Below are 21,960 nucleotides of genomic sequence, written 5' to 3' on the forward strand. Positions count from 1 at the left end.
GTGTCGAGCGTGTCGGTGCGGATGATGATTTCTTCGCTTTGGGTGGTAACTCGTTGTTGGCGACGCAGGTCGCGGCGCGTATCGGCGCGGCGCTGGATGCGCGTGTTCCGGTGCGGGTGCTGTTCGAGGCCTCGACTGTGGCTGGATTGGCGGCGAAGGTCGAGCAGCACGCGGGTGCTGGTGGCCGTCGCGAGCTGGTCGCTGGTCCGCGTCCGGAGCGGATTCCGTTGTCGCTGGCCCAGCAGCGCATGTGGTTCCTCAACCAATTCGACACCGCCTCGGCGGTGAACAACATCCCGGTGGCCGTGCGGCTGACCGGCGAGCTGGATGTCGAGGCGCTGCAATCGGCGGTCGGGGACGTCATCGGCAGGCACGAGACGCTGCGCACTATCTACCCCGAACAGAACGGCACGGCGTACCAGGTGATCGTGCCCGCCGAGCGGGCCGTGCCGGATCTGACGCCGGAAGCGGTCGCGCCCGAGGACATCCGTCACCGGATCATCGAGGTGATCTCGGCCGGATTCGACGTGACGACCGAAGTTCCGTTGCGGGCGAAGCTGTTCCGCGTCAGCGAAACCGAATACGTGCTCGTGTTCGTCGCGCATCACATCAGCGCGGACGGCTGGTCCATGAGCCCGCTGACCCGCGACGTGATGCTCGCCTACGCGGCCCGTTCGGCCGGCGTGGAACCGGGCTGGGCGCCACTGCCGGTGCAGTACGCCGACTTCAGCCTCTGGCAGCGCGAGGTGCTCGGCTCCGAGGCCGACCCGGAGAGCCTGATCTCGCAGCAGGCCGATTACTGGCGCACCACCTTGGCCGGGCTGCCCGACGAGCTGAACCTGCCCGCCGACCGTCCGCGTCCGACGACGCAGTCGTTCGCAGGCGGGCGCGTGCTGTTCCCGATCTCCGACGAGCTGCATCGGAACCTGACCGCGATCGCCAGGGAGCAGAACGCGACGCTGTTCATGGTCGTGCACGCCGCGCTGGCGCTGTTCCTGGCGCGCATGTCCGGTACCGACGACATCGCGGTCGGCACCCCCATCGCGGGCCGCGGCGAAGCCGAGCTCGACGACATGATCGGTATGTTCGTCAACACGCTGGTGCTGCGCTCGCACGTGGACGGCAACCTGACGTTCGAGCAGTTCCTCGCCCGGACCAAGGAAACCGACCTCCAGGCCTTCGCGCACGCGGACCTGCCCTTCGAGCGGCTGGTGGAATTGCTCAACCCGGAGCGCTCCACCGCGCGGCACCCGCTGTTCCAGGTGGCGCTGTCGTTCGAGAACCTGCCCGAGAGCAGCTTCGAACTGCCCGGATTGCACGTGGGCGCGGTCGAGTTCGATGTCGACACCGCCAAGTTCGATTTGTCGCTGACCATGCGCGAGGCTGGGGAGAACCCCGACGGCACGGGCATGTACGCGGAGTTCTCGTTCGCTCGCGACCTGTTCGACGAGGAGACGGTGCACGTGTTCGCCGAGCGCTTCACCAGGCTGCTCACCGCGATCACCGCCGACCGCGAGACCCCGATCGGCGACCTGCCCCTGCTGGACGCGGCGGAGCACCATCTGCTCACGCACGTGCAGGGCAAGGACGTCATGACCACCGGCCTGCTGCCGGACCTGTTGCAGCGCGGCGCGCATCTGGACCTGGAACAGGTGGCGGTGCGTTACCAGGGCCGCTCGATCACCTACCGGGAGCTGGACGAGTACTCCTCTCGCCTGGCGCGGGTGCTCATCGAGCGCGGGGTGGGACCGGAGCGAATCGTCGCGCTGTCGTTCCCGCGTTCCTACGAGATGGTCGCCGCGTTCTGGGCGGTGGCGAAGGCCGGCGGCGCGCACGTGCCGATCGACCCGACCTACCCTGAAGACCGCATGCGGCACATGGTCAACGACTCCGGCGCGGTCATCGGCATCACCGCGAGCGAGTACGTGGATCGGCTGCCGCGCGACGTCGAGTGGCTGCTGATCGACGATCCGGAGTTCGGTGCGCTGGTCGAGAGCCGGTCTCCGGCGCCGGTCACCGACGCGGACCGGATCTCGGAGCTGGCCATGCGCCACCCGGCGTACGTCATCTACACCTCCGGTTCGACCGGTATGCCCAAGGGCGTCACCGTGACCCACGCGGGCATGGGCGGGCTGGTCGGCGTCGCGACCGACCTGTACCAGCTGGAATCGCACCACCGGTTCCTGCACATCTGCTCGCCGAGCTTCGACCCGTCGGTGCTGGAATGGCTGTGCGCCGCCCACACCGGCGCGACGCTGGTGGTCGTGCCGTCGACCATCATCGGTGGTCCGGACCTGGCCGAGCTGCTGCGCACCGAGCGGGTGAGCCACACGATCATCACCCCCGCGGTGCTGGGCACAGTCGATCCCGAAGGCATGGAAGCGCTCGAGGTGGCCTCCGTCGGCGGTGACGTCACCACGCCGGAACTGCTGGCCAAGTGGTGGCCGGGCCGCAAGTACTTCAACGCCTACGGCCCGACCGAGGCCACGATCATCTCGTCCTACGCCCAGCTCACCCCCGGCAGGCACATCACCATCGGCCGCCCGGTGCGCGGTATGTCCGCGCTGGTGCTGGACAACCGGCTCAACCCGGTGCCGCCGGGCGTCGCGGGCGAGCTGTACCTGGCCGGTGACGCGCTGGCGCGCGGCTACCACAACCGTCCCGACCTCACCGCGGACCGGTTCGTCGCCAACCCGTGGGGCGACGAGGGCGCGCGGATGTACCGCACCGGTGACGTGGTGCGCTGGTTCGCCGAACCCGGCGAGCGGGCGGGCAACGCCGCGGTGGCGTCGGTGCGCTGGGAGCTGGACTACGTGGGCCGCTCGGACTTCCAGGTGAAGATCCGCGGCTTCCGCATCGAACTCGGCGAGATCGACACCGTGCTGGCGAGCCACGAGGACGTCGAGTACGCGATCACCATCGGTCGCAAGACCGATGCGGGCGCGACGATTCTCGTGTCCTACGTGCTGGCCGCGCCCGGTCGCGCGATCGACACCGCACGGCTGACCGAGTACACCGCGCGCAGCCTGCCGCCGCACATGGTGCCCACGGCGATCGTGGTGATCGATGAGATCCCGCTGACCCCGGTCGGCAAACTGGATCGCAAGGCGCTGCCCGAGCCGGAGCTGGCCCCGCGCGAGTTCCGCGCGCCGGCCAGCGAGATCGAGGCCCTCATCGCCGAAGTGTTCGCCGAGGTTCTCGGCGTCGAGCAGATCGGTTTGGACGACTCGTTCTTCGCGCTCGGCGGCGACAGCATCCTGTCGATCCAGCTGGTCTCGCGGGCCAAGGCGCGCGGCGTGCTGTTCACTCCGCGTGACGTGTTCGAGCGGCGCAGCGTGGCCTCGCTGGCCGAGATCGCCGCGCTCGGCACGGGCACGGAGCAGGTGCGGCTGGAGGAACTGCCCGGCGGCGGTGTCGGCGAGATCCCGCTGACCCCGATCATGCGGCAGATCCTCGCCAGCGGCTCGTCCTACCAGCGGTTCTCGCAGACCATGGCGCTGCGGCTGCCCGAAGGCATCGACCGGGAGACTCTGGTCGGCACCATCGCGGCGGTATACGAGCACCACGACGTGCTCCGGTCACGGCTGCGCCGTACCGGCGCCGACTGGACGTTCGAGGCGCTGCCGCACGGCGCGGTGAACGTCGACGCCCTGGTGCACCGGGTCGACCTGGCCGCCGACATCGACGAGGCGGAGCTGTCCCGTGTCGCCTCCGATGCGCTCGACGGCGCGCTGGGCAGGCTCGATCCGGCTGAGGCCGCGATGGCGCAGTTCGTCTGGTTCGCTTTCTCGGCCGGAGCGAAGGGCGCCACGGAGGGGTCTGCGGAGGCCGACGTCGAGCACCGCGAGCGGCGGGATGTGCTGTTGATCGTCGCGCACCACTTCGTGGTCGACGGCGTGTCCTGGCGCATCCTGATCCCGGATCTCGCGCTCGCCTGGTCGCAGCTGGTCGCCGGTCAGCCGGCGACGCTGCCCGCGGGCGGCACGTCGATGCGGCGCTGGGCGCACAGCCTGGTCGAGGCGGCGAGCGCGCCGGAACGGGTCGCGGAACTGTCTTTCTGGCAGCAGGTCTCGGCCACACCGGACCCGCTGCTCGGTGAGCGCGCGTTCGACCCGGCGGTGGACACGTTCGCCACCGTCGAGCGAGTGGAGATCACCGTGCCCGCCGAGGTCACCGACGCGGTGCTCACCGCGATCCCGGGCCTGTACCGGGGCGGGGTGAACGACGGGTTGCTCTCGGCGCTGGCCATGGCGGTCGCCCGCTGGCGCGGGGACGGCTCGCAGGCCGCGCTGGTCAAGCTGGAAGGCCACGGCCGCGAAGAGGAGGTCGTGCCGGGCGCGGACCTGTCACGCACCGTCGGCTGGTTCACCTCGGCATACCCGGTCCGGCTCGATCTGGCCGACGCCGACCTCACCGACGCCTTCGCCGGTGGAGCCGCGCTGGGCGAGATCGTGAAGTCGATCAAGGAGCAGTTGCTCGCGGTGCCCGACAAGGGTCTGGGCTACGGCCTGCTGCGGCAGCTCAATCCGGAGACGGCGCCGAGCCTCGGTGGCGCGGGCGGGAGCAGGGCGGGATCCGACGCAGCGCAGATCAGCTTCAACTACCTGGGCCGGATGTCGGCGGGGGAGATCCCCGAGCAGCTCGCCGAGATCGGCTGGGCGCCGGTGGCCGATCTAGGGCAGCTGGACGTCGACATGGACCTCGACATGCCCGCCAACGCGACGATCGACATCAACGCGATCGTCACCGACTCCGACGAGGGACCGCGGCTGGGCGCGTCGTTCGCCTTCCCGACCGGTCTGCTGAACCGGGACCGGGTCCAGGAGTTCGCCGAGCTCTGGGTCGAGGCGCTCACCGCGCTGGCCACCCACGCGCGGCGGCCGGACGCGGGCGGCTTCACGCCGTCGGATATGCCGCTGGTGCGGGTGGGGCAGCAGGACATCGAGCAGTGGGAACGGGCCTACCCCGCCTTGACCGAGGTGTGGCCGCTCTCGCCGCTGCAGTCCGGTCTGCTGTTCCACGCGATGATGACCCAGTCCACCGTGGACGTGTACACCATGCAGGCCGTGGTGGACCTGGGCGGCGCGCTGGACGCGGCGCGGTTGCGGTCGGCGGCGCAAGGCATCGTCGACCGGTACCCGAACCTGCGCACCGCGTTCGTCACCGACTCCGACGGGCAGGCCGCGCAGGTGGTGCTGGGTCGGGTCGAGGCGCCGTGGAGCGAGGTGGATCTCACCGATCTGCCCGCCGAGGAGCGGATCGCGGAACTGCGCAGGCAGGTCGCGGCCGAGCAGGCGACGCACTTCGACATGGCGACCCCGCCGCTGATCCGGTTCACGTTGTTCCGCAGCGACGAGACGCAATGGCACCTGGCCATCACCACCCACCACATCCTGTTGGACGGTTGGTCGATGCCGCTGCTCATGCGGGATCTGCTGGTGCTGTACGCGGTGCGCGGCGACCAGACGGCGCTGCCGCGGGTGGCCTCCTACCGCAACTTCCTCGGCTGGCTGGCCGGGCGCGACCGGGACGCCTCGCTGCGCGCTTGGGCCGCGGCGCTGGAGGGCGTCGACGAGCCCACCCAGCTCGCGCCGCAGCCGCGGGCCACGGAGAACTACGAGATCGGCAAGGTCGTCACCGAGCTCGACGCCGACCGCACGCGCCGGATCAGCAAGCATGCCGCCGAGCTCGGCGTCACGGTGAACACGCTGGTGCAGGCGGCCTGGGGCATCCTGCTCGGTCGGCTCACCGGTCGCGGCGACGTGGTGTTCGGCGCGACGGTGTCCGGCCGCCCGGCCGAGCTGCCCGGCGTCGAGTCGATGGTTGGTCTGTTCATCAACACGCTGCCGGTGCGGCTGCGTATCGATGACCGCCAGACCATCGGCGAGCTGCTGGCGCGCCTCCAGGGCGATCAGGCCGGGCTGCTCGAGCACCACTACGTGGGGCTCACCGACATCCAGCGGGTGGCGGGCACCGGCTCGCTGTTCGACACACTGCTGGTGTTCGAGTCGTATCCGATGGACAAGGAAGCGATCTCGGCCGCCAGCTCGATCGACGGCATGTCGGTGACCGGCGTCGGCGTCAACGACGCCACGCACTACCCGATGACGCTGCTGGTGATCGCGGAATCCACGATCGAGCTGACCCTGAAGTACCTGGGCAGCCGGTTCACCGCCGAGGAGGTCGAGACCCTCGCCGAGCGGCTGGTGCGGGTGCTGGAGGCGCTGCTCGGCGATCCGGACGCCCTCGTGGGTGACATCGACATCCTGGACGAGGACGAACGGGCCCGGTTGCTGGTCGAATCCGGTATCGCGGCAACAGGTTCCGCGCCGGAGCCGGTGGGCCGGGTCGGGGCGCGCACGGTGGCCAAGGTGCTCGCCGAGGTCGTGGAAGAGGATCCGGAAGCACCCGCCCTGCTGGCCGGGGACGACGAGGTCGCTTTCCACGCGCTGGATCGGCGCTCCTCGCAGCTGGCTCGGGTGCTCATCGACCGCGGCGCGGGACCGGGCGACATCGTCGCGGTGACGCTGCCGCGTTCGGTGGACGCGGTGGTCGCGGCCTGGGCGGTGCAGAAGGCCGGCGCGGCGTGCCTGTTCGCGGGCGACCTCACGGCCGAGGACCTGACCGCCGCCGGCGCTGCTTACGCGATCACCGCCGAACCGGTCGCCGACAGCGACATCCGCTCGGTGGCGCTCGGGGACGCCCGGGTGAAGCAGGACATCGCCGCGGCGGCGTCGCATCCGGTGTCCTACGCCGACCGGGTCCGCCCGCTCGGCGAGGAACACCCCGCGTTCGTCGTCACCACGGCGGCCGGGGTGGTCGCGATCACCCAGTCCGAGGCGCTCGCCGAAGCCGAACGGATCCGCGAGGAGAACGGGATCGACTTCGAGTCGACCACGTTCACCACCGCTGTGTCCGGCCGCGCCGCAGTCCTGGAGTTCCTGACCTCCGCCACGGCCGGCGCCCTCTCGGTCCTCCCGACCGGCGACCTGGAAACCGACCTGGCCGAGGGCGAGGTCACCCACTGGTTCGCGACGCCCGGCGAAGCGACCGAGGCGGCGGGCGACGAGATCACGATCGTGATCGCGGAGCGGGTATAGCCGAGATCCGCCGGTGAAGTGCGTCGATTCGCACTTTCACCGGCGGGTTCGGATCGGTGGGTCGCCTAGACTCGAACAGAGTCGGCGGCGACTTGACGCCGTCGTTCGCCGAGGTTGGAGGTGGTTTCGTGGCGATGCCAGTTCCGCACGCCGATGGTTGGACGGCTGCCGACCTCGATCACATGCCCGAAGATGAATTGCGCTACGAGGTCTTGAATGGTCAGCTCGTCGTAAATGCCGCACCGAAACCTCGCCATCAGTTGTTGGTCAGATGGCTGGGGCGTGCCCTCGACGCGGTGTTGCCAACAGATCGCTTGGTGTTGGAAGGCGTCGGCGTGCTGATCGGCGATGACGAACCGATCCCCGATCTCATGGTGGTGGCCGAGCCGATTGATCTGGACGCCAGGGGCGTTCCCGCTCACCAAGTCGAACTCGTTGTCGAGGTCGTGTCCGAATCCACGACGTTGCAGGACCGCATGGTCAAACCAGTGGTCTATGCGGAGGCCGGGATCCCGAACTACTGGCGATTCGAGCCCAACCCGTTCAAAGGACAGTTGCCAGGGGAGTCTCTTCCTGTTCTGTTCGCCCACGAGCTCGGCGACGACCATGCTTACGAGCTGACCCACCGGGTGGCCGCGGGCAATGCGGTCACCCTGCGCAGTCCCTTCGAGTTCACGATCGACCCGGTGACGCTGCTGCCCTGACCTCGCTGTAGGGGGATTCTCGGTCGTGGTGATGATCATCAGCCGAGTGCATGGTCCGGTTCGGTTCGAACTGCGATGATGTCGCTATGAGCGCCCCCGACGAGCAACAGATACTGCGTGTGACTGCCGAGCAGTTCGCCGAAGGGGCGACTGCCGGGCTCGGTGACATCGAGATCGTCGACGGGCGTGTGGTGCGGCTGATGGCCCAGAGCCCCGTGCACAGTCGCGTGGTCCGGCGGCTGGCCGGGATGCTGGAGACGGCCCGGCGCGACGGCGGGCCGTGCATGGTTGTGGACTCCGACGTTGCCGCACGATTCGCTGACGCGGAATCCACAGCGGCGGATCGGCGGTTGAACATCCGCTACCCCGACATCTGGATCCGGGACTGCGAACCCTACGACGTCAACACCGTTCGTGCGCACATTCTGCTGGTGGTCGAGGTCACGTCCGAATCCACCATCGATGCCGATATCAATGACAAGCGAATCCAGTACGCGGCCGCCGGTATTCCTCGGTACCTGATCGTCCGGCTCGATCAGAAGGAAGAACGAATCGAAGAGATCGAGGAATACCGTCTCGACTGGTCCGGTCGCCGCTATCGCGCCCACACGGTTCACCGACGTGTATTGCTACTCGATGACCCGGTAGAGGCGACCATTCCCTTCGACGTACTGGAACAGCCCTGACGACCTCGCATGGCAGAGGGAAGCGCGCTCACAGCGGCACGGCGTGCTCCTCGGCGAAGATCTTGCGGCAGACCGGGGCGCAGAAGGCGTAGTCGGTGCCGTCGTGGGTGAGGGTGAAGCGGGCGGTGGACACCTCGACGGTCATGCCGCAGATCGGGTCGATGGCGTAACCCTCGGGGGCCTCGGCTCGGTCGCCGGAGGTCCGGTAGTCCTCGGTCATCAGCTTGGTGATCTCGGTGGCGGTGAGCGTGCGGCCGAAGGCGCCGAGGTTGTTCTCGCGTAGGCCGACGATCTGGACTACGCAGTGCGGATCGCGGGTCAGGCGTCCCGGCTCGGCCTCGGATTCGGCGATGGCTCGGGTGATCAGTGGGATCACGTGGCCGCCGAATTCGCTGTTGTTCGCCCACGATCCGGGGACGGTGAGCCGCGCTAGGTAGCGCGGGGCGTCCTCCAGGGCGGGTCCGCCGGTCGCCCACACGTCGGCGTCGCGCACCAGAACATGGGTCAATTCACGAGCCTTCGCCAGTACCGAATCCGGTGCGGCGGGCTCTGTGGTCAGGTCGCGCAGAATGCGATCGGCGAGAGCACGTTTGCGGTCGGGTGTGAGTGCGTTGTCGGAGACGAAGAGTTCGACGGTCATCATGGGCGTGCTTCTTTCGCGGGGAGCAGGGTGGTCAGCGCGACCAAAAGGAATGCCACCAGCGCGCAGGCCGTGCGCGCGAAGTGGAAGGCCTCCCAACGGCTGAGGGTTTCGGCGTAGTCGGCCGGCGGACCGCTGACCGCCCATACTTTGATCTCCTGGTTGATCGGGACGTTGCCGAGCCGGGTGATGAGGAACGCCGCGATCGCGAGCACGCCCGCGCTACCGGCGAGCAGGCGTGATCGGCCGGTGGAACGGGCGGCGAGCACCAGCGTGCTCAGGACGGTCAGGCCCATCAGCGACTGCATGACCAAGCCGTTGACGCTCATCAGCGCGGTGTGGAAGGTGAAGCGCACCTCCAGCGGAACTTTGCGGAAGGCGTAGAGGACGTTCACCGCTCCATAGCCGAACGCACCGGCGAGCAGTCCGCCGAACAGTAGTGCGAACATCCGGGCCAGGAGCGGTCTTTCGGCAATTCTCACGCGCGCTGCTCCGCCGGGACGAGGGCGAGCAACTCGTCGACCGACCACTGGTCGTAGACATGCGTGCCGTGCTTCGCGGCGAGGACGCGTCCGTCGGGGGAGATCAGGAAGTCGGCGGGCAACCCGAGACTGCCGCCCTCGGGCTTGACGGGCGGGGCGACCTGCCCGCGCCGCAGGGTGGCCCGAGCGGCCTGGGCGACGCCGCGCAGAATGGCGGGCCAGCCGCGCGGGTCGAGCAGGGCGCGAGGCGAGGTCGAGACGCCGAATTCGCGGTAGAGCTCGCGGTACGGATCGGCGATCACGTCCAAGGGCAGTTCGGCGGTGTACTTGCGCAATTCTTCCGCGTTGGAGTGGAAGACGATCACCTCGCGAATGTTCGCCGCGGCGATCTCGTGCCTGCGGGTGACGATCGAGCGCAGGTGCAGGTTGCACACCGGGCATCCGGCGAATCGCCGGAACTGGAGATGGAGCAGGCGATCGGGATCCGGCACCTGGACCCGTGCACCGGAGATGGTGACCAGGGTTCGGCCGGAGACAGCGCTGGGCAGCGACATGGGGAACTCCTTCTAGGTAGGTGTACTTTGTACGCCTACAACCAGTATGCGCGTAGCTTGTACGCTGTCAATCCGTGCCCCGTCCCCGCTCGCTGAGCACTGCCGATCTCGCCGCGGCGGCCCTCGCCGTGCTCGACCGCGACGGGCTGTCCGCGCTGACCATGCGTGCGGTGGCCAAGGAACTGGGCGTGGCCACCATGGCCCTGTACCGCTACGTGCGCGATCGCGATGCGCTCGAGGTGCTGGTGGCAGATCAGGTGTTCGCTTCCATCGACACGTCACTCCCGGCCGAAGGCGAGTGGAAGACGCGCGTGACCGCACTGCTCGAACACATCCGGGACGGGTTCGCGGCTCATCCGGCCGCCGTGCCGCTCGTGCTGCGGCATCGCCAGTCGTCGGTGGAATCGCTACGTGTGATGGAAGCCATGCTCGCGGTGCTGACCGAGGGTGGATTCACCGGCCGCGCGCGGGTCATCGCCCAGCGCACCTTGATCGCCTTCCTGATCGGTTACCTCCAGAACACGCACTATGCGCCGCTGCCGGGGCGGGGGACGATCGTGATGTCCGAACTCCCCGCGCAGGATTACCCGCATCTGACGCAGACCGCGGGCCAGGCCAAGAACATGTCGGCCGACGACGAATTCCGAGGTGGTGTCGAGATCGTGCTGCGCGGGCTCAGGCCCTAGCGGTCACCGGGTGCGTGACCGTCCCGCGCGTGATCTTCAGCCGAAAAGCGCCGCCACATCGACGCTTTCGGCCATCGCCCGAGCCCCTGCGTCGTTGAGATGCATGCCGTCACCGCTGTCGAAGCCGGGTCGGATGAAATCAGGCCGCTGCGGGTCCTCGACCGCACGGGCCACATCGAACACCGAGTCGAAGACCTCGCAGCCGCGCAGCCATTCGTTCACGCGCCGGCGGGTCGCCAGCGTCTCGGCGACGTGCAGACCTTCGTAGATGACGCCGCCGTAGGGGCCGATCGTCGCGGCGTGGATGGTCAGGCCCGCCGCGTGCGCCCGCTGCGCGAGGGTGGTGAAGCCCTCGATCAATTCGTCGGCGGTCGCGGGCGGCTGGCCGACCATGCCGCCCAGGGTGAGGTCGTTGATGCCGAAGTTGACCAGGACGCTGGTCACGCCGGGCACGTCGAGCACGTCGCGGTCGAAGCGCGCCAGGCCCGGTTCACCCACCTCGTCGGTCAGCAGCCGATTTCCGGCGATGCCCTGGTTGACCACCCAGCCGCGCTCCAGGCGTTCGTTGAGGACGTCGACCGAGCGGCGGTTGGCGTCGAGTGTGGTGCCGACGCCTTCGAACCAGGAGTCGCCGAAAGCCACGGCCACCGGCGTGTCCGCGGGCGCGAGCACGTCGACGCCGACGACGAAGAATCGCGCGGGCACCTCCTCGGCGGCTTGGAGGGCTGCTCCGGACGTGACGTCGCCGTCCGCTATGTAGGCGGTTTCCCCGGGTTGGTGTGAGTAGGTCGCCGGACCGGTGGGGCCGGGCAGGTAGAGGCTCAGCGCCAGATCCGCGCCCGCCGAGAAGGCCGACTCCACCGGGTCGCTGAGAACTTCGCCGCCCACCGGGACGACGACCTGCTCCACGCCGTCGAACCGCAGCGCGGTATCGGTCTCGGGGACGATCTCGCTGCCGGTCTTGCGCAGAGCGACTCGCGCCGCGCCGATCGTCAGCGGCGTCGTCCCGTAACGGTTGGTCAGCCTGATCCGCACCTGCGCACCGCCCCCCGCGAGGCGCAGTGCCTGGCGCACCGTCTGGTGGGTGAACGAGCGTGAATCCGCGAATCTGATCCGCTCGTCCGGGCGGATCACCCCGGTGCGGAATCCGGCGATCCAGGCGTTCGGCGACATGAGAACCTCCATTATTTGACGCGAGGAATAATGCGTATGCATAGTTCTACGGTGACTTGTTCCTCCTGTCAACTATCCGCGTGGAAACTTTTGGTAGGTTGCCCTCATGGACGTGAGCGAGCTGTTCGACGATCCACGTCTGACCACGATGGGCCTGCTGTTCGAGGCCCACGGCGGTGTGGTCGCCAAGCTGGAGCCCGTCTGGAAGGCGCACGGTGTGTCCGGGCTGGATCTCAACGCCCTGATGCGGCTGAGCCGCTCCCCGGGGCGTCGGCTGCGCATGTCGGAGCTGGCGGTGCAGACCTCGCTGTCGACCAGTGGCGTCACCCGCTTGGTCGATCGGCTGGCTCGTGCCGAGCTGGTCGAACGGGAGCTGGACCCGGGGGATCGGCGCAGCTCCTATGCGGTGCTCACCGACGCGGGCGCGGCACGGCTCGCGCAGGTGCTGCCGGACTATCTCGCCGCCGTCGACCGCTGGTTCGTCGGATTGCTGAGGCCCGATCAGCTCACTGCGTTGTCCGAGGCGTTGCGAATCGTGCGGGATACGTCCAATCCGGAGGCCACGTTCCGGATGGATTGAACGTCAGTCCGCGCTCTCGGTCAGCAGCCGCTCCAGGCCGTCCAGGATCAGGTCGAGCCCGAAGCCGAAATCGGCTATGCCCGTGTGTTTCCCATCGATGACCAGCTGGGAGAGCGCGTTCATGTGGGGATACTCTTCGGCTGGGATGCGCGGCAGGAACTGTTGTGCGGCGGAGGCATATTCGGACGGCGCCAAGGGAAAATGCAGCTCTTGCAAGGTGAAGCCGTAGAGGTGGCTGTCGAGTGCGTTCCACGCGCGGTCGGCTTGTGGCAGTGAGAATCCCGCCGCGCGCAGGCAGCCCACGGTGGCATCGATGTAGCGCAGCATGGCGGGGCCGACGTTGATCCGGGAGCCGATCAGTCCGGTCGCCCACGGATGGCGCAGCAATACCTCGTGGGCGGAGGCCGACCGGGCGCGCAGGGCGGCCTTCCAATCGCCGCCGGCGGCGGGTGGCGTCATCTCGCCGACCACCAGATCGGCGATGCCGTCGAGCAGGTCGTCCTTGTTGCGCACGTGGTTGTACAGCGACATCGCCTCGACGCCGAGTGCCTGTGCCAGTCGCCGCATGGACAGCGCGGCGAGGCCGTGCTCGTCGGCGAGCCGGACCGCGGCGAGCAGCACCGCGTCCCTGGTGAGCGGCGGGCGAGACTCGGGCATGGTCCCCTCTCTTGACGCACTTACGGTGTAAGCGTAGCGTCGACGGCGTCGCACTTACACTGTAAGTGTCCAATGAAGGCGAGGGATGCCATGTCCGACGGCCAGCAGTCCACCATCGAGCGCGCGACGATGACCGCGATCGTCGCGCCGCGATACGGCTCCAGCGAGGCGCTTCGGACGCAGGCGGTGCCGCGTCCGGTCGCGGCCGCGGGCGAGGTGCTGGTCCGCGTGCGCGCGGCGGCGGTATGCCGCGGCGACGTGCACCTGCTCACCGGCAAGCCCTGCGCGATCCGGCTCGGTTTCGGCCTTCGGCGGCCGAAGTACCCGGTCATCGGGCACGACCTGGCAGGCGATGTCGTCGACGTCGGTCCCGGCGTGAGCGAATTCGACCGTGGGGACTCGGTTTTCGGTGCGGTCGACTCGGGAGCCTTCGCCGAATTCGCGCGCGTGCCGGTCGGGCGGCTCGCGCGCGTTCCCGATGGCCTGACCGTGATCGAGGCCGCGGCCTTGCCGGATTCGGGCATGACGGCGCTGCAAGGTCTGCGCGATGTCGGCGGACTGCGCGCCGGGCAGAAAGTACTCGTCAACGGCGCGTCGGGCGGTGTGGGAACGAGCGCGGTGCAGATCGCCAAGGCGCTCGGCGCCGACGTGACGGCGGTGTGCGGCCCACGCCACGTCGAGACGTTGCGCGCGCTGGGCGCCGATCGCGTGATCGATTACACCACCGCGGATTTCACGCGCGACACGGATCGATACGACGTCCTGCTCGATTTGGTGGGCAATCGGCCGCTGACCGCATGCCGCCGGGTGCTCGCACCGAAAGGGGTCTTCGTCTCTTCGGCGGGCGCGCCTGGCGGAGACTGGCTCGGTCCGGTGCTGTGGGTGGCCAAAGTGGTGCTGACCGGCCTGGTGGTCGGCCAGACCATGCGTCCCCTGCTGATGCGCCCGTTCCGGGCGGACCTCGAGTTCCTGGCGGGGCTGGCCGCCGAGGGGAAACTGCGCCCGGTGATCGAACGGCGCTTTCCGCTCGCCGCGGCCGCCTCGGCGGTGGCCCATGTCGCCGCGGGGCACGCCCAAGGCAAGACGGTGATCGTCGTCTGAGCCGGGCGGCGAGTCATCCGGCCCGGACCGCGCCTTGGTGCTCCGCGAGGTAGTCCGCCCATCTCAGCTTGCCCACCTCGGCGCCTTCGGTCACCAGGTTCTCGCCCGCGCGGTAGACCCGGCCCGCCTTGCCCGGCACCCGGACGGTCAGCAGCGCACGCCGCTTGCCGAGCGTCGCCAGATAGTCGCGGACCAGATCGCGCATCCCGAAGACCTCCGGGCCGACCAGATCCGGCACCCGTCCGGCGGGTGCGCCGCCCGCCAGTTCCACCAGCCGGGCCGCCACCTCACGGGTGTCCACCGGTTGCAGGCGCGCCCCGCCCAGCACCGGCAACACCGGCGATTTCCGCATCTTGTCCACCAGATTCGGCACGAAGTCGTGGAACTGCGCAGCCCGCAGCGTGGTCCAGGGGATGCCCGATTCGGCTACGGCTTGCTCGGCGGCGAATTTCGCGCGGAAGTAGGTCAGCGGAAGCAGGTCGGCGGCTGTGACCGAGATGTACACGAGGTGCCCGACACTCGCGGTTGCCGCTGCGCGCAGGAGATTCGCGGTCGCCACGTCGTCACCCTTGGCGCCGCCGGCCAGATGCAGGATGGTGTCGACACCCGTCACCGCGGCATCGATGCCGTCGCCGCGCAGGAGGTCCCCGGCGACGAACTCGACGCCGCCGTCCGCGGGACGCTCGGTGCGGCTCAGGACACGCACGTCGGCGCCGGTCTCGCGCAGTAGTGGAAGCACCTGGCGGCCCAGGGTGCCGGTGCCGCCGGTGACAAGGATTTTCGTGGTCATGACTGTCTCCGATCGCATCGGTGCCGATGGGGCGTTCCCATCGCTTCACCGAGACGACGACGCGCGGACACGGGCTGTGACATCCGATCACTCCTTGGCGCGGTAGCGGCGCACCTTGCTGAGGTTGCCGCAGCGGTCCATCGAGCACCAGCGGCGACGGCCGGGACGCGAGGCATCGACGAACAGCAAGCCGCAATCCTGGGCGGCGCAGACCCGGATGCGGTCGGCCAGCGGGCTGGTGAACAGGTCGATGGCGTCGCGGGCGAGCGTGGACAGCGCCGCGGACGCCGTCGCGTCGGCGAAGCCGCCGGTGCCGTCGAGCCGGAGTTCCGGGATCAGCGGGGGCTGGGCGGCGACGGCGTTGATCGCCGCGATGTTCCCCGGCGACAACTGCTCGTCCGTCGCGAGGCCGTACGCCGTGCCGGCGATCGCGGCACGCAGCGTCCGCATCGTCGGCAGATCCGATTCCTCGGCTGTCAGCTCGTCCAGTTCGAGGATCACGCCGAGGAACCGGCGCAGATCCTCGACGGTGTGCATGATCTCCCACACCGCGAGCTCGCCTTCGCCGCCGGTGTGCACGAGGTCGAGGGCGGCTCGTCCCGTACGGAAGCGGCGGCGCAGATCGGGTGGCAGACTGGCGCGGGATTGCATGACACTAGTTTAACTGGTTACATTGCTCGCATGACGATCAGCACGCACATCAATCCCGAAACGCTGCACAGCAACCCGGCTTTCACCCAGGTCGTGCGGGTGTCGGCCGCCGCGGACACGATCTACGTGGGCGGGCAGAACGGAGTGGACGCTTCCGGTCGCGTCGTCGGCCCGGACGTCGCCTCGCAGGCCCGCCAGGCTTTCGCGAACCTGCAGACGTGTCTCGCCGCCGCGGGCGCCTCGATCGAGCACGTGGTGAAGTGGACGATCCTGGTCCGCGAGGGCGAGCCGCTGCAGGACGGATTCGCCGCGTTCGGCGAGGTATGGGGCAACCGCCCGAACCCGCCCGCGATCACTGTCGCCCAGGTCGCGGGTTTCGCGGTGCCCGGCGCCGTCTGCGAGATCGAAGCTGTGGCCGCCGTTCCGGCCTGAACCCGGTCACCCGACCGCCGCGGCGAGGCGGGCGGCGAGCTCGCGAATGTGCGTGACGAGTTCTGGTGGTTCGTGCACCCGGAACGGGAAGCCGAAGGTGGCGACGTAGATCGCCAGTTCGTCGAGCGAGTTGGCGCCGGTCCGGAGCACGCAGCTCTCGGCGTCCAGCGCCTCGATGACGCCGACGGTCGGCGCGATGCGCTCGGCGGCCACCTCCGCTGGAACGCTCATGGTGATGCGGGCGGCGTAGCGGTACGGCGCGGTGGTGACGCCGCGGGTGAGGTATCCGGACAGGTCCGCGTCGGGTGCTTCGCGCGGGGTGAAACGGGGTCCGGTCGGGATGCGCGGATGGAGGCGGTCGACGCGATAGGTGCGCCAATCCGCCCGGTCGACGTCCCAGCCGATGAGGTACCACCGCCTGCCCGTGTGCGCCAGGCGGTGCGGCTCCGTGGTGCGCGACGACATGACGCCGTCGTGATCGCGATAGTCGAAGCGCAGACGGTGCTGATCGCGAATGGCGGCGGCGACGGCGGTGAGCACGTCGGGATCGACGGTGGGCCCGCCCGCGGGCACCGTGACCGTCGCGGCCTGGAGTGTGCCGACGCGGTAGCGCAGCCGCGCGGGCAGCACTTGCTCGAATTTGGCGAGAGCGCGCAGCGAACTGTCCTCGATGCCCGCGATGGTGCCGCCCGCCGCGGTGCGCAGGCCGAGCGCCACAGCGACCGCCTCGTCGTCGTCCAGCAGCAACGGAGGCAGTTTCGCCCCCGCGCCGAGCCGGTACCCCGCCACGCCGGGCGTCGCGTCCACCGGATAGCCCAGCGTGCGCAGCTTGTCGATGTCCCGGCGGACGGTGCGCACGTCCACCTCGAGTCGTTCGGCGAGTTCGGCGCCGGTCCAATCGCGGGGCGTCTGCAACAGCGACAGCAGGCGCAGCAGCCGCGCCGAGGTTTCCAGCATAAGAGAAGTCTGTCCGAGAGCTAGGGCGATAGTTGTCCTAGGCAGGCTATAGCGTCGAAGGCATGAGCAACGAGATCAAACCGTTCCGTATCGACATCCCCGAGCAGCAGCTCGACGACCTGCGTTCTCGTCTCGACGCCACCCGCTGGCCCGCCGCACTGCCCGGCGACGGCTGGGACACCGGCGTGCCGACCGTCTGGCTGCGCGAGCTGGTCGAGTACTGGCGCACCGAATACGACTGGCGTGCAGCCGAAGCGCAGCTCAACGAATATCCGCAGTACACGACGGAGATCGACGGGCAGCCCATCCACTTCCTGCATGTCCGCTCGCCCGAGACCGGCGCGCTGCCGCTGCTGCTGACGCACGGCTGGCCGGGTTCGGTGGCGGAATTCCTCGACGTCATCGGACCTTTAACCGACCCGAGCGCGCACGGTGGCGACCCGTCCGACGCGTTCCATCTGGTCATCCCGTCGTTGCCGGGATTCGGATTCTCCGGGCCGGTCGCCGAGGCAGGGTGGACGATCGATCGGATCGCCGCGGCGTGGGCCGAACTCATGCGCAGACTGGGCTACGAGCGCTATGGCGTGCAGGGCGGCGACATCGGAGCGAAGGTGAGCCCGCAGGTCGGCCGGACGGCGCCGGGCCAGGTGATCGGCGTGCACGTCAACGGAGGGCCCGGCCCGCACCCGCCGCTGCCGCTCGCGGAGGAGGAGCTGGCGAGCCTCACCGACCTGGAACGCGACCGCATCGGGCGGATCGAGGCATTCATGCGAGAGGAGTTCGGCTACATCGCCATCCAATCCACGCGCCCGCAGGCGCTGGCATACGGACTGGTCGATTCGCCGGTGGGGCAACTGGCCTGGATCATGGACAAGTTCCGGGAGTGGACGCATCCGCGCGGCGTCGAGCCGGACAAGATCCTCGACCGGGATCGGCTGCTGACCAACGCGATGCTCTACTGGCTCACCGGAACCGCGGGCTCGTCGGCGTATGTCGGCTACGCCCAGGAATCGCCGTGGGGCGCGCTGGCGCAGAACTCCGGCGTGCCGACGGCGGCCTTGGTCTTCGCGCACGACGTCGGCATCCGCCGCTACGCCGAGACCGAGAACACCATCACGCGGTGGACCGACGTCGATCGCGGCGGCCACTTCGCCGCGATGGAGGAACCCCAGCTGCTCACCACCGACATCCGCGAGTTCTTCCGGGACCTACGCTGAACCCGCGGCCCGCATCTGGTTCGAGAAGACACCCTGGCGGCGGCTACCGACTGTCCCGCTGAGCGGTGAGTTCGCCCGCCGATCGCCAGGAATTCCGTTCCGCGTCGAAGGCTTGCGCCTGCTTCGCTCGGAAGGCCTCGATGGACGTGGCGTTGTCGGAGAGGAACGCCCGGTAGTCCGCCAGCCGGAATTCACCGTCCTCGGCTCGAACACGGACGTTGCCCGCGGAGAAGTCGGCGCGCATGTCGAGCAGTTCCTCCGCTTCGACGGGATACCAGCGGATCTGATCGAAATAACGCAGTAACCAGGGCGTTTCTGCTCCTGAAGCGGTGCGGTCGGCGCCTGGCGCAATCGCGGGCGCGCCGCGGGCTCGGTGATTCCACACCTGCGTGGTACGTCCGACGAACTGGTAGCCCCCCGGCCCCTCCATGCCGTAGACACACAGGTAGGCGCCGCCGATGCCCACGGCGTTCTCCGGGGTCCAGGTGCGAGCGGGATTGTATTTCGTGGTGACCAGCCGGTGCCGGGGATCGGTGGGGGTGGCGACCGGCGCGCCGAGGTAGACGTCGCCGAGGCCCAGCACCAGGTACTCGGCTCCGAACACGGTGTCGTAGACCTCGGAGACGGAAGCCAAGCCGTTCATGCGGCGGATGAACTCGATGTTCCACGGGCACCAAGGCGCATCGGCGCGCACGCCGCGCATGTAGCGGGTGATCGCCTCGCGCGTGGACGGGTCGTCCCAGGACAGCGGCAGATGGACGACCCGGCTGGGCACGACGAGCTGATCGGAGGCGGGCAGCTGGGTCTCGGCTTCGGCGAGCAGGTCCAGCAGCGCGGGCACGGACAAGACGTGCGGATCGACCCGAATCTGCAGTGAACGAATGCCGGGGGTCAGCTCGGTCACGCCGCGCACCCCGGCGGCGAGCAGATGCTGATGCAGGGCGTGCACACGGGCGCGCAGGCCCAGATCCAACGTCATGGCGCCGTATTCGACCAGCACTGCGTCGTCGCCCGCGCGGCGGTAGGTCACCGCGGTTTCGTCGTCGACCTCGGCGCGGCGCAGCACGCCGTCGTCACCGTCGCCGCCCGCCGACAGCACCGTCGGCCACGCGGCGCGGCGCGCGGGCCCGAGTTCCCGGATCGAGGCGGCGCGGTCACCGCGGACTGGAACGAACCGCACGCTGTCGCCCGCGGACAGTTGGCCGAGCTTCCAGCGGTCGGCCGCCACGACGGTGACCGGGCAGACGAAACCGCCGAGACTCGGTCCGTCGGGGCCGAGCAGGATGGGGGTGTCGCCCGTGAAGTCCAACGCGCCCACCGAATACGGGGTGTCGTGAATATTGGACGGGTGCAGGCCCGCCTCGCCGCCGTCGGCGCGGGCCCATTGCGGCTTCGGCCCGATCAGCCGGACACCGGTGCGGTCGGAGTTGAAGTGCACCTCGTAGTCGGTGCCGACGATGGTCTCGAAGTCGGCGCGGGTGAGGAACTCCGGAGCGCCGTGCGGGCCCTCGGTGACCGCGAGTTCCCAGCGCCGGGCCAGCACCGGCTGTTCTTCCATCGGCACGGCAGTCGTGATCCGGCCCCGGTGCGGGGCTAACGGAAGCGATTCACCGGCGCGCAAGGCGCCACCCGTGCCGCCGAACCGGCCGAGTGTGAAGGTCGCCGCACTGCCGAGGTATCCGGGCACGTCGATGCCGCCCGCGATCAGCACGTAGCAGCGCATGCCCGGTCCGCGCACGACGCCGACGTCCAATACGCCGCCCGCGGGTACGGCCAGCGTGCGCCACTGCGGCACGGGGATGCCGTCCACCGTCACGTCGGTCGGAGCGCCGGTGACGCAAACCCAAGCGGGCGCGGTGAATCGGAGCGCGGGCCCGCCGAGGGTGCATTCCAGTCCGGCGGCGCCTTCGTCGTTGCCGAGCGCTCGATTGCCCAGGCGGAACGACAGATCGTCCATCGGGCCCGACGGCGGCACGCCGATGTGCCAGTACCCGATGCGGCCGGGCCAGTCCTGGACGGTGGTCAGCATGCCGGGCCGAACGACCTCGACCCGGCCGCGCGCCGGGGGCGTGGCCGGTACAGCCCCGGCCACCGGTAGTGCGGCGACGGTCATCGCGACACCACCATGCGTACGGGAGTCGGGTCGAAGCCGTTGCAGGGATTGTTGATCTGCGGACAGTTGGAAACCAGTACCAGCGTGTCGATCTCGGCGCGCAACGTGACCCGCTTGCCCGGCGCGGACAACCCGTCCACGATGCCCAGAGTGCCGTCCGCCTCGACCGGAACGTTCATGAACCAGTTGATGTTCGAGACCAGGTCCCGTTTGCCCAGGCCCCAGCGCAGGGCTTCGGTGAGGAAGTTCTCCACACAGGCGTGCTGGTGGCGGGTGTGGTGGCCGTAGCGCAGCGTGTTGGACTCCTGCGAGCAGGCGCCCGCGATGGTGTCGTGATTGCCCACTTCGTCGGCCACGACCGTCATCAGCGCCGTGCCCGCGTCGGTGCGCAGCACGCTGCCGGTGGTCAGGAATATGTTGCGCTGGGCGGCCACCGTGGCCTGCGCGCTGTAGCGCTCGCAGTGGTCGGCCGCCGAGTACAGCAGGCAGTCCACCGCTTGGTTGCCGTGCAGATCGATGATCTCCAGGCACTCGCCCGCCCGGATCACGGCCGACCACGGAGCGCGGGCGGGAACGGTCTCGTCGAGCACGACGGTGCGGGCCGCGGCGGAAGTCATGCGGTTACCTCCAGGGTCAGGGCGGCCGTCCAGGCCTGTTCGGTGTTCCGCACGGCACGTCGGTATTCCGGGTCCTCGCCGCCCGGGACAGCGAGGTCTTCCGGCGCGGCCCACGCGACGACGTCGAGGTCTGTCGCGGGCCGATCGTCGAGGGGATGCGCGGTGTTGGCGATCAGCACCGTGACCGGCAGGTGCACGAGCAGATCGACCGAGGCGCCGGCGGCGGCGCTGCCGGTCGCGGTGAGCGCTCCGTCCCGCTCCACCCGCACGCCGCGGAAGAACGCGACCGTCGGCCCGATGTCCCGTGGTCGCAGGCCGTGTTTGGCGCCCGCGAGCCGCAGCAGGTCGCGGGCCCGAGTGGTCGGGCCGCAGAGCGCGTCGTGGTGACCGGAGGTGTCGGCGAGCACGGTGGCCAGGAGGCGGCCCTGGTCCGACAGCAGCGGGTGGCCTTCGCCCAGGTATGCCTGCCACGGAACCTTGAGGGTGTCGGCCACGTTCAAGCGCTCCCACGGCGCTTCGGCACGCACCAGCAGCAGGTGCGCGCAGGCGGCGCCGTCGGGGTCGTGGAGACGGACGCGGGTGCCGCGGCCGAGGACGACGTTCGCGTAACCGCCCGCGGGAACTCGCTGGGCGAAGGTGATCCTCGACGCGGTGACCCCGGCGGGCGCGGCGGGCTCCGCGATGGTCGCCGTGGCGGCCTGCGATCGTGCGTGCGCTCGCGCGCCGGAGGTATTCGCGGTGCTTGTCACGGTGAATCCTTTCGAATGCCGGTTGCGGTGTAGGCGGCCGGGTGCGGCGGTACACCACCGCACCCGATCGA

General features: G+C 69.3%; 19 protein-coding genes. 8 read left to right on the forward strand and 11 right to left on the reverse strand.

Annotation, left to right across the window (positions count from 1 at the left end):
• From GVY39_RS29155 to GVY39_RS29165, 3 genes are all read left to right on the forward strand, one after another.
• Positions 1-7,100, forward strand: a 7,100-nt coding sequence (locus GVY39_RS29155; RefSeq protein ID WP_159930124.1) for a non-ribosomal peptide synthetase, incomplete at its 5' end; no start/stop codon positions are given.
• Positions 7,101-7,234: 134 nt separating this feature from the next.
• A complete protein-coding gene (locus GVY39_RS29160; RefSeq protein WP_159930170.1) occupies positions 7,235-7,804 on the forward strand; it encodes a Uma2 family endonuclease in 570 nt (189 codons plus the stop codon).
• An 86-nt stretch (positions 7,805-7,890) separates the two neighbouring features.
• The gene (locus GVY39_RS29165) at positions 7,891-8,490 is read left to right on the forward strand and encodes a Uma2 family endonuclease (RefSeq protein WP_159930125.1); all 600 of its coding nucleotides are present in this window, start codon (positions 7,891-7,893) and stop codon (positions 8,488-8,490) included.
• Positions 8,491-8,518: 28 nt separating this feature from the next.
• Here the strand turns inward: GVY39_RS29165 and GVY39_RS29170 are convergent, their stop codons facing one another.
• From GVY39_RS29170 to GVY39_RS29180, 3 genes are read right to left on the reverse strand one after another with little or no spacing between them, the layout of a single operon-like run.
• Entirely contained in the window at positions 8,519-9,133 is a 615-nt protein-coding gene (locus GVY39_RS29170; protein ID WP_159930126.1) for a YHS domain-containing protein, read from the reverse strand.
• On the reverse strand, positions 9,130-9,579 hold the full coding sequence (locus GVY39_RS29175; RefSeq protein WP_159930127.1) for a DUF1772 domain-containing protein: 450 nt from the start codon (positions 9,577-9,579) through the stop codon (positions 9,130-9,132). Before GVY39_RS29175 ends, GVY39_RS29170 begins: the two co-directional genes overlap by 4 nt.
• Before the next feature lie 29 nt (positions 9,580-9,608).
• A complete protein-coding gene (locus GVY39_RS29180) occupies positions 9,609-10,166 on the reverse strand; it encodes a peroxiredoxin-like family protein (protein WP_159930128.1) in 558 nt (185 codons plus the stop codon).
• Positions 10,167-10,294: 128 nt separating this feature from the next.
• Between GVY39_RS29180 and GVY39_RS29185 the strand changes: the two genes are divergently transcribed.
• Positions 10,295-10,852, forward strand: a complete 558-nt coding sequence (locus GVY39_RS29185; RefSeq protein WP_370523837.1) for a TetR/AcrR family transcriptional regulator C-terminal domain-containing protein — start codon at positions 10,295-10,297, stop codon at positions 10,850-10,852.
• Positions 10,853-10,888: 36 nt separating this feature from the next.
• On the opposite strand, the gene GVY39_RS29190 is transcribed toward GVY39_RS29185, so the two are convergent.
• On the reverse strand, positions 10,889-12,025 hold the full coding sequence (locus GVY39_RS29190) for a GDSL-type esterase/lipase family protein (RefSeq protein WP_236565735.1): 1,137 nt from the start codon (positions 12,023-12,025) through the stop codon (positions 10,889-10,891).
• A 106-nt stretch (positions 12,026-12,131) separates the two neighbouring features.
• On the opposite strand from GVY39_RS29190, the gene GVY39_RS29195 reads away from it, so the two are divergent.
• Positions 12,132-12,605 (forward strand): MarR family winged helix-turn-helix transcriptional regulator, encoded by a 474-nt coding sequence (locus GVY39_RS29195; protein WP_159930131.1) that lies wholly within the window; start codon positions 12,132-12,134, stop codon positions 12,603-12,605.
• A 3-nt stretch (positions 12,606-12,608) separates the two neighbouring features.
• Here the strand turns inward: GVY39_RS29195 and GVY39_RS29200 are convergent, their stop codons facing one another.
• Positions 12,609-13,262, reverse strand: a complete 654-nt coding sequence (locus GVY39_RS29200) for a TetR/AcrR family transcriptional regulator C-terminal domain-containing protein (protein ID WP_159930132.1) — start codon at positions 13,260-13,262, stop codon at positions 12,609-12,611.
• A gap of 90 nt (positions 13,263-13,352) precedes the next feature.
• On the opposite strand from GVY39_RS29200, the gene GVY39_RS29205 reads away from it, so the two are divergent.
• On the forward strand, positions 13,353-14,363 hold the full coding sequence (locus tag GVY39_RS29205) for an NAD(P)-dependent alcohol dehydrogenase (protein ID WP_159930133.1): 1,011 nt from the start codon (positions 13,353-13,355) through the stop codon (positions 14,361-14,363).
• Positions 14,364-14,376: 13 nt separating this feature from the next.
• Here the strand turns inward: GVY39_RS29205 and GVY39_RS29210 are convergent, their stop codons facing one another.
• Positions 14,377-15,153: an SDR family oxidoreductase gene (locus tag GVY39_RS29210; protein WP_159930134.1), complete on the reverse strand. Its 777-nt coding sequence runs from the start codon at positions 15,151-15,153 to the stop codon at positions 14,377-14,379.
• A gap of 87 nt (positions 15,154-15,240) precedes the next feature.
• A complete protein-coding gene (locus GVY39_RS29215) occupies positions 15,241-15,804 on the reverse strand; it encodes a CGNR zinc finger domain-containing protein (RefSeq protein WP_236565737.1) in 564 nt (187 codons plus the stop codon).
• 30 nt (positions 15,805-15,834) lie between these two features.
• Between GVY39_RS29215 and GVY39_RS29220 the strand changes: the two genes are divergently transcribed.
• Positions 15,835-16,236 (forward strand): RidA family protein, encoded by a 402-nt coding sequence (locus GVY39_RS29220; RefSeq protein WP_159930135.1) that lies wholly within the window; start codon positions 15,835-15,837, stop codon positions 16,234-16,236.
• A gap of 6 nt (positions 16,237-16,242) precedes the next feature.
• On the opposite strand, the gene GVY39_RS29225 is transcribed toward GVY39_RS29220, so the two are convergent.
• Complete coding sequence (locus tag GVY39_RS29225) at positions 16,243-17,193, reverse strand: YafY family protein (RefSeq protein WP_159930136.1); 951 nt, start codon at positions 17,191-17,193, stop codon at positions 16,243-16,245.
• A 62-nt stretch (positions 17,194-17,255) separates the two neighbouring features.
• Between GVY39_RS29225 and GVY39_RS29230 the strand changes: the two genes are divergently transcribed.
• Positions 17,256-18,410 (forward strand): epoxide hydrolase family protein, encoded by a 1,155-nt coding sequence (locus GVY39_RS29230; protein WP_159930137.1) that lies wholly within the window; start codon positions 17,256-17,258, stop codon positions 18,408-18,410.
• A gap of 43 nt (positions 18,411-18,453) precedes the next feature.
• On the opposite strand, the gene GVY39_RS29235 is transcribed toward GVY39_RS29230, so the two are convergent.
• The 3 genes from GVY39_RS29235 to GVY39_RS29245 are packed head-to-tail and all read right to left on the reverse strand — an operon-like array spanning position 18,454 to position 21,889.
• On the reverse strand, positions 18,454-20,523 hold the full coding sequence (locus GVY39_RS29235; protein ID WP_159930138.1) for a 5-oxoprolinase/urea amidolyase family protein: 2,070 nt from the start codon (positions 20,521-20,523) through the stop codon (positions 18,454-18,456).
• Positions 20,520-21,140 (reverse strand): urea amidolyase associated protein UAAP2, encoded by a 621-nt coding sequence (locus tag GVY39_RS29240; protein ID WP_159930139.1) that lies wholly within the window; start codon positions 21,138-21,140, stop codon positions 20,520-20,522. Before GVY39_RS29240 ends, GVY39_RS29235 begins: the two co-directional genes overlap by 4 nt.
• Positions 21,137-21,889 (reverse strand): DUF1989 domain-containing protein, encoded by a 753-nt coding sequence (locus GVY39_RS29245; RefSeq protein WP_159930140.1) that lies wholly within the window; start codon positions 21,887-21,889, stop codon positions 21,137-21,139. The genes GVY39_RS29240 and GVY39_RS29245 overlap by 4 nt, the downstream gene beginning before the upstream one ends.
• Between the last annotated feature and the right edge of the window lie 71 nt (positions 21,890-21,960).

This window comes from Nocardia sp. CY15 (genome assembly GCF_009829295.1).
Classification (GTDB): domain Bacteria; phylum Actinomycetota; class Actinomycetes; order Mycobacteriales; family Mycobacteriaceae; genus Nocardia; species Nocardia sputi.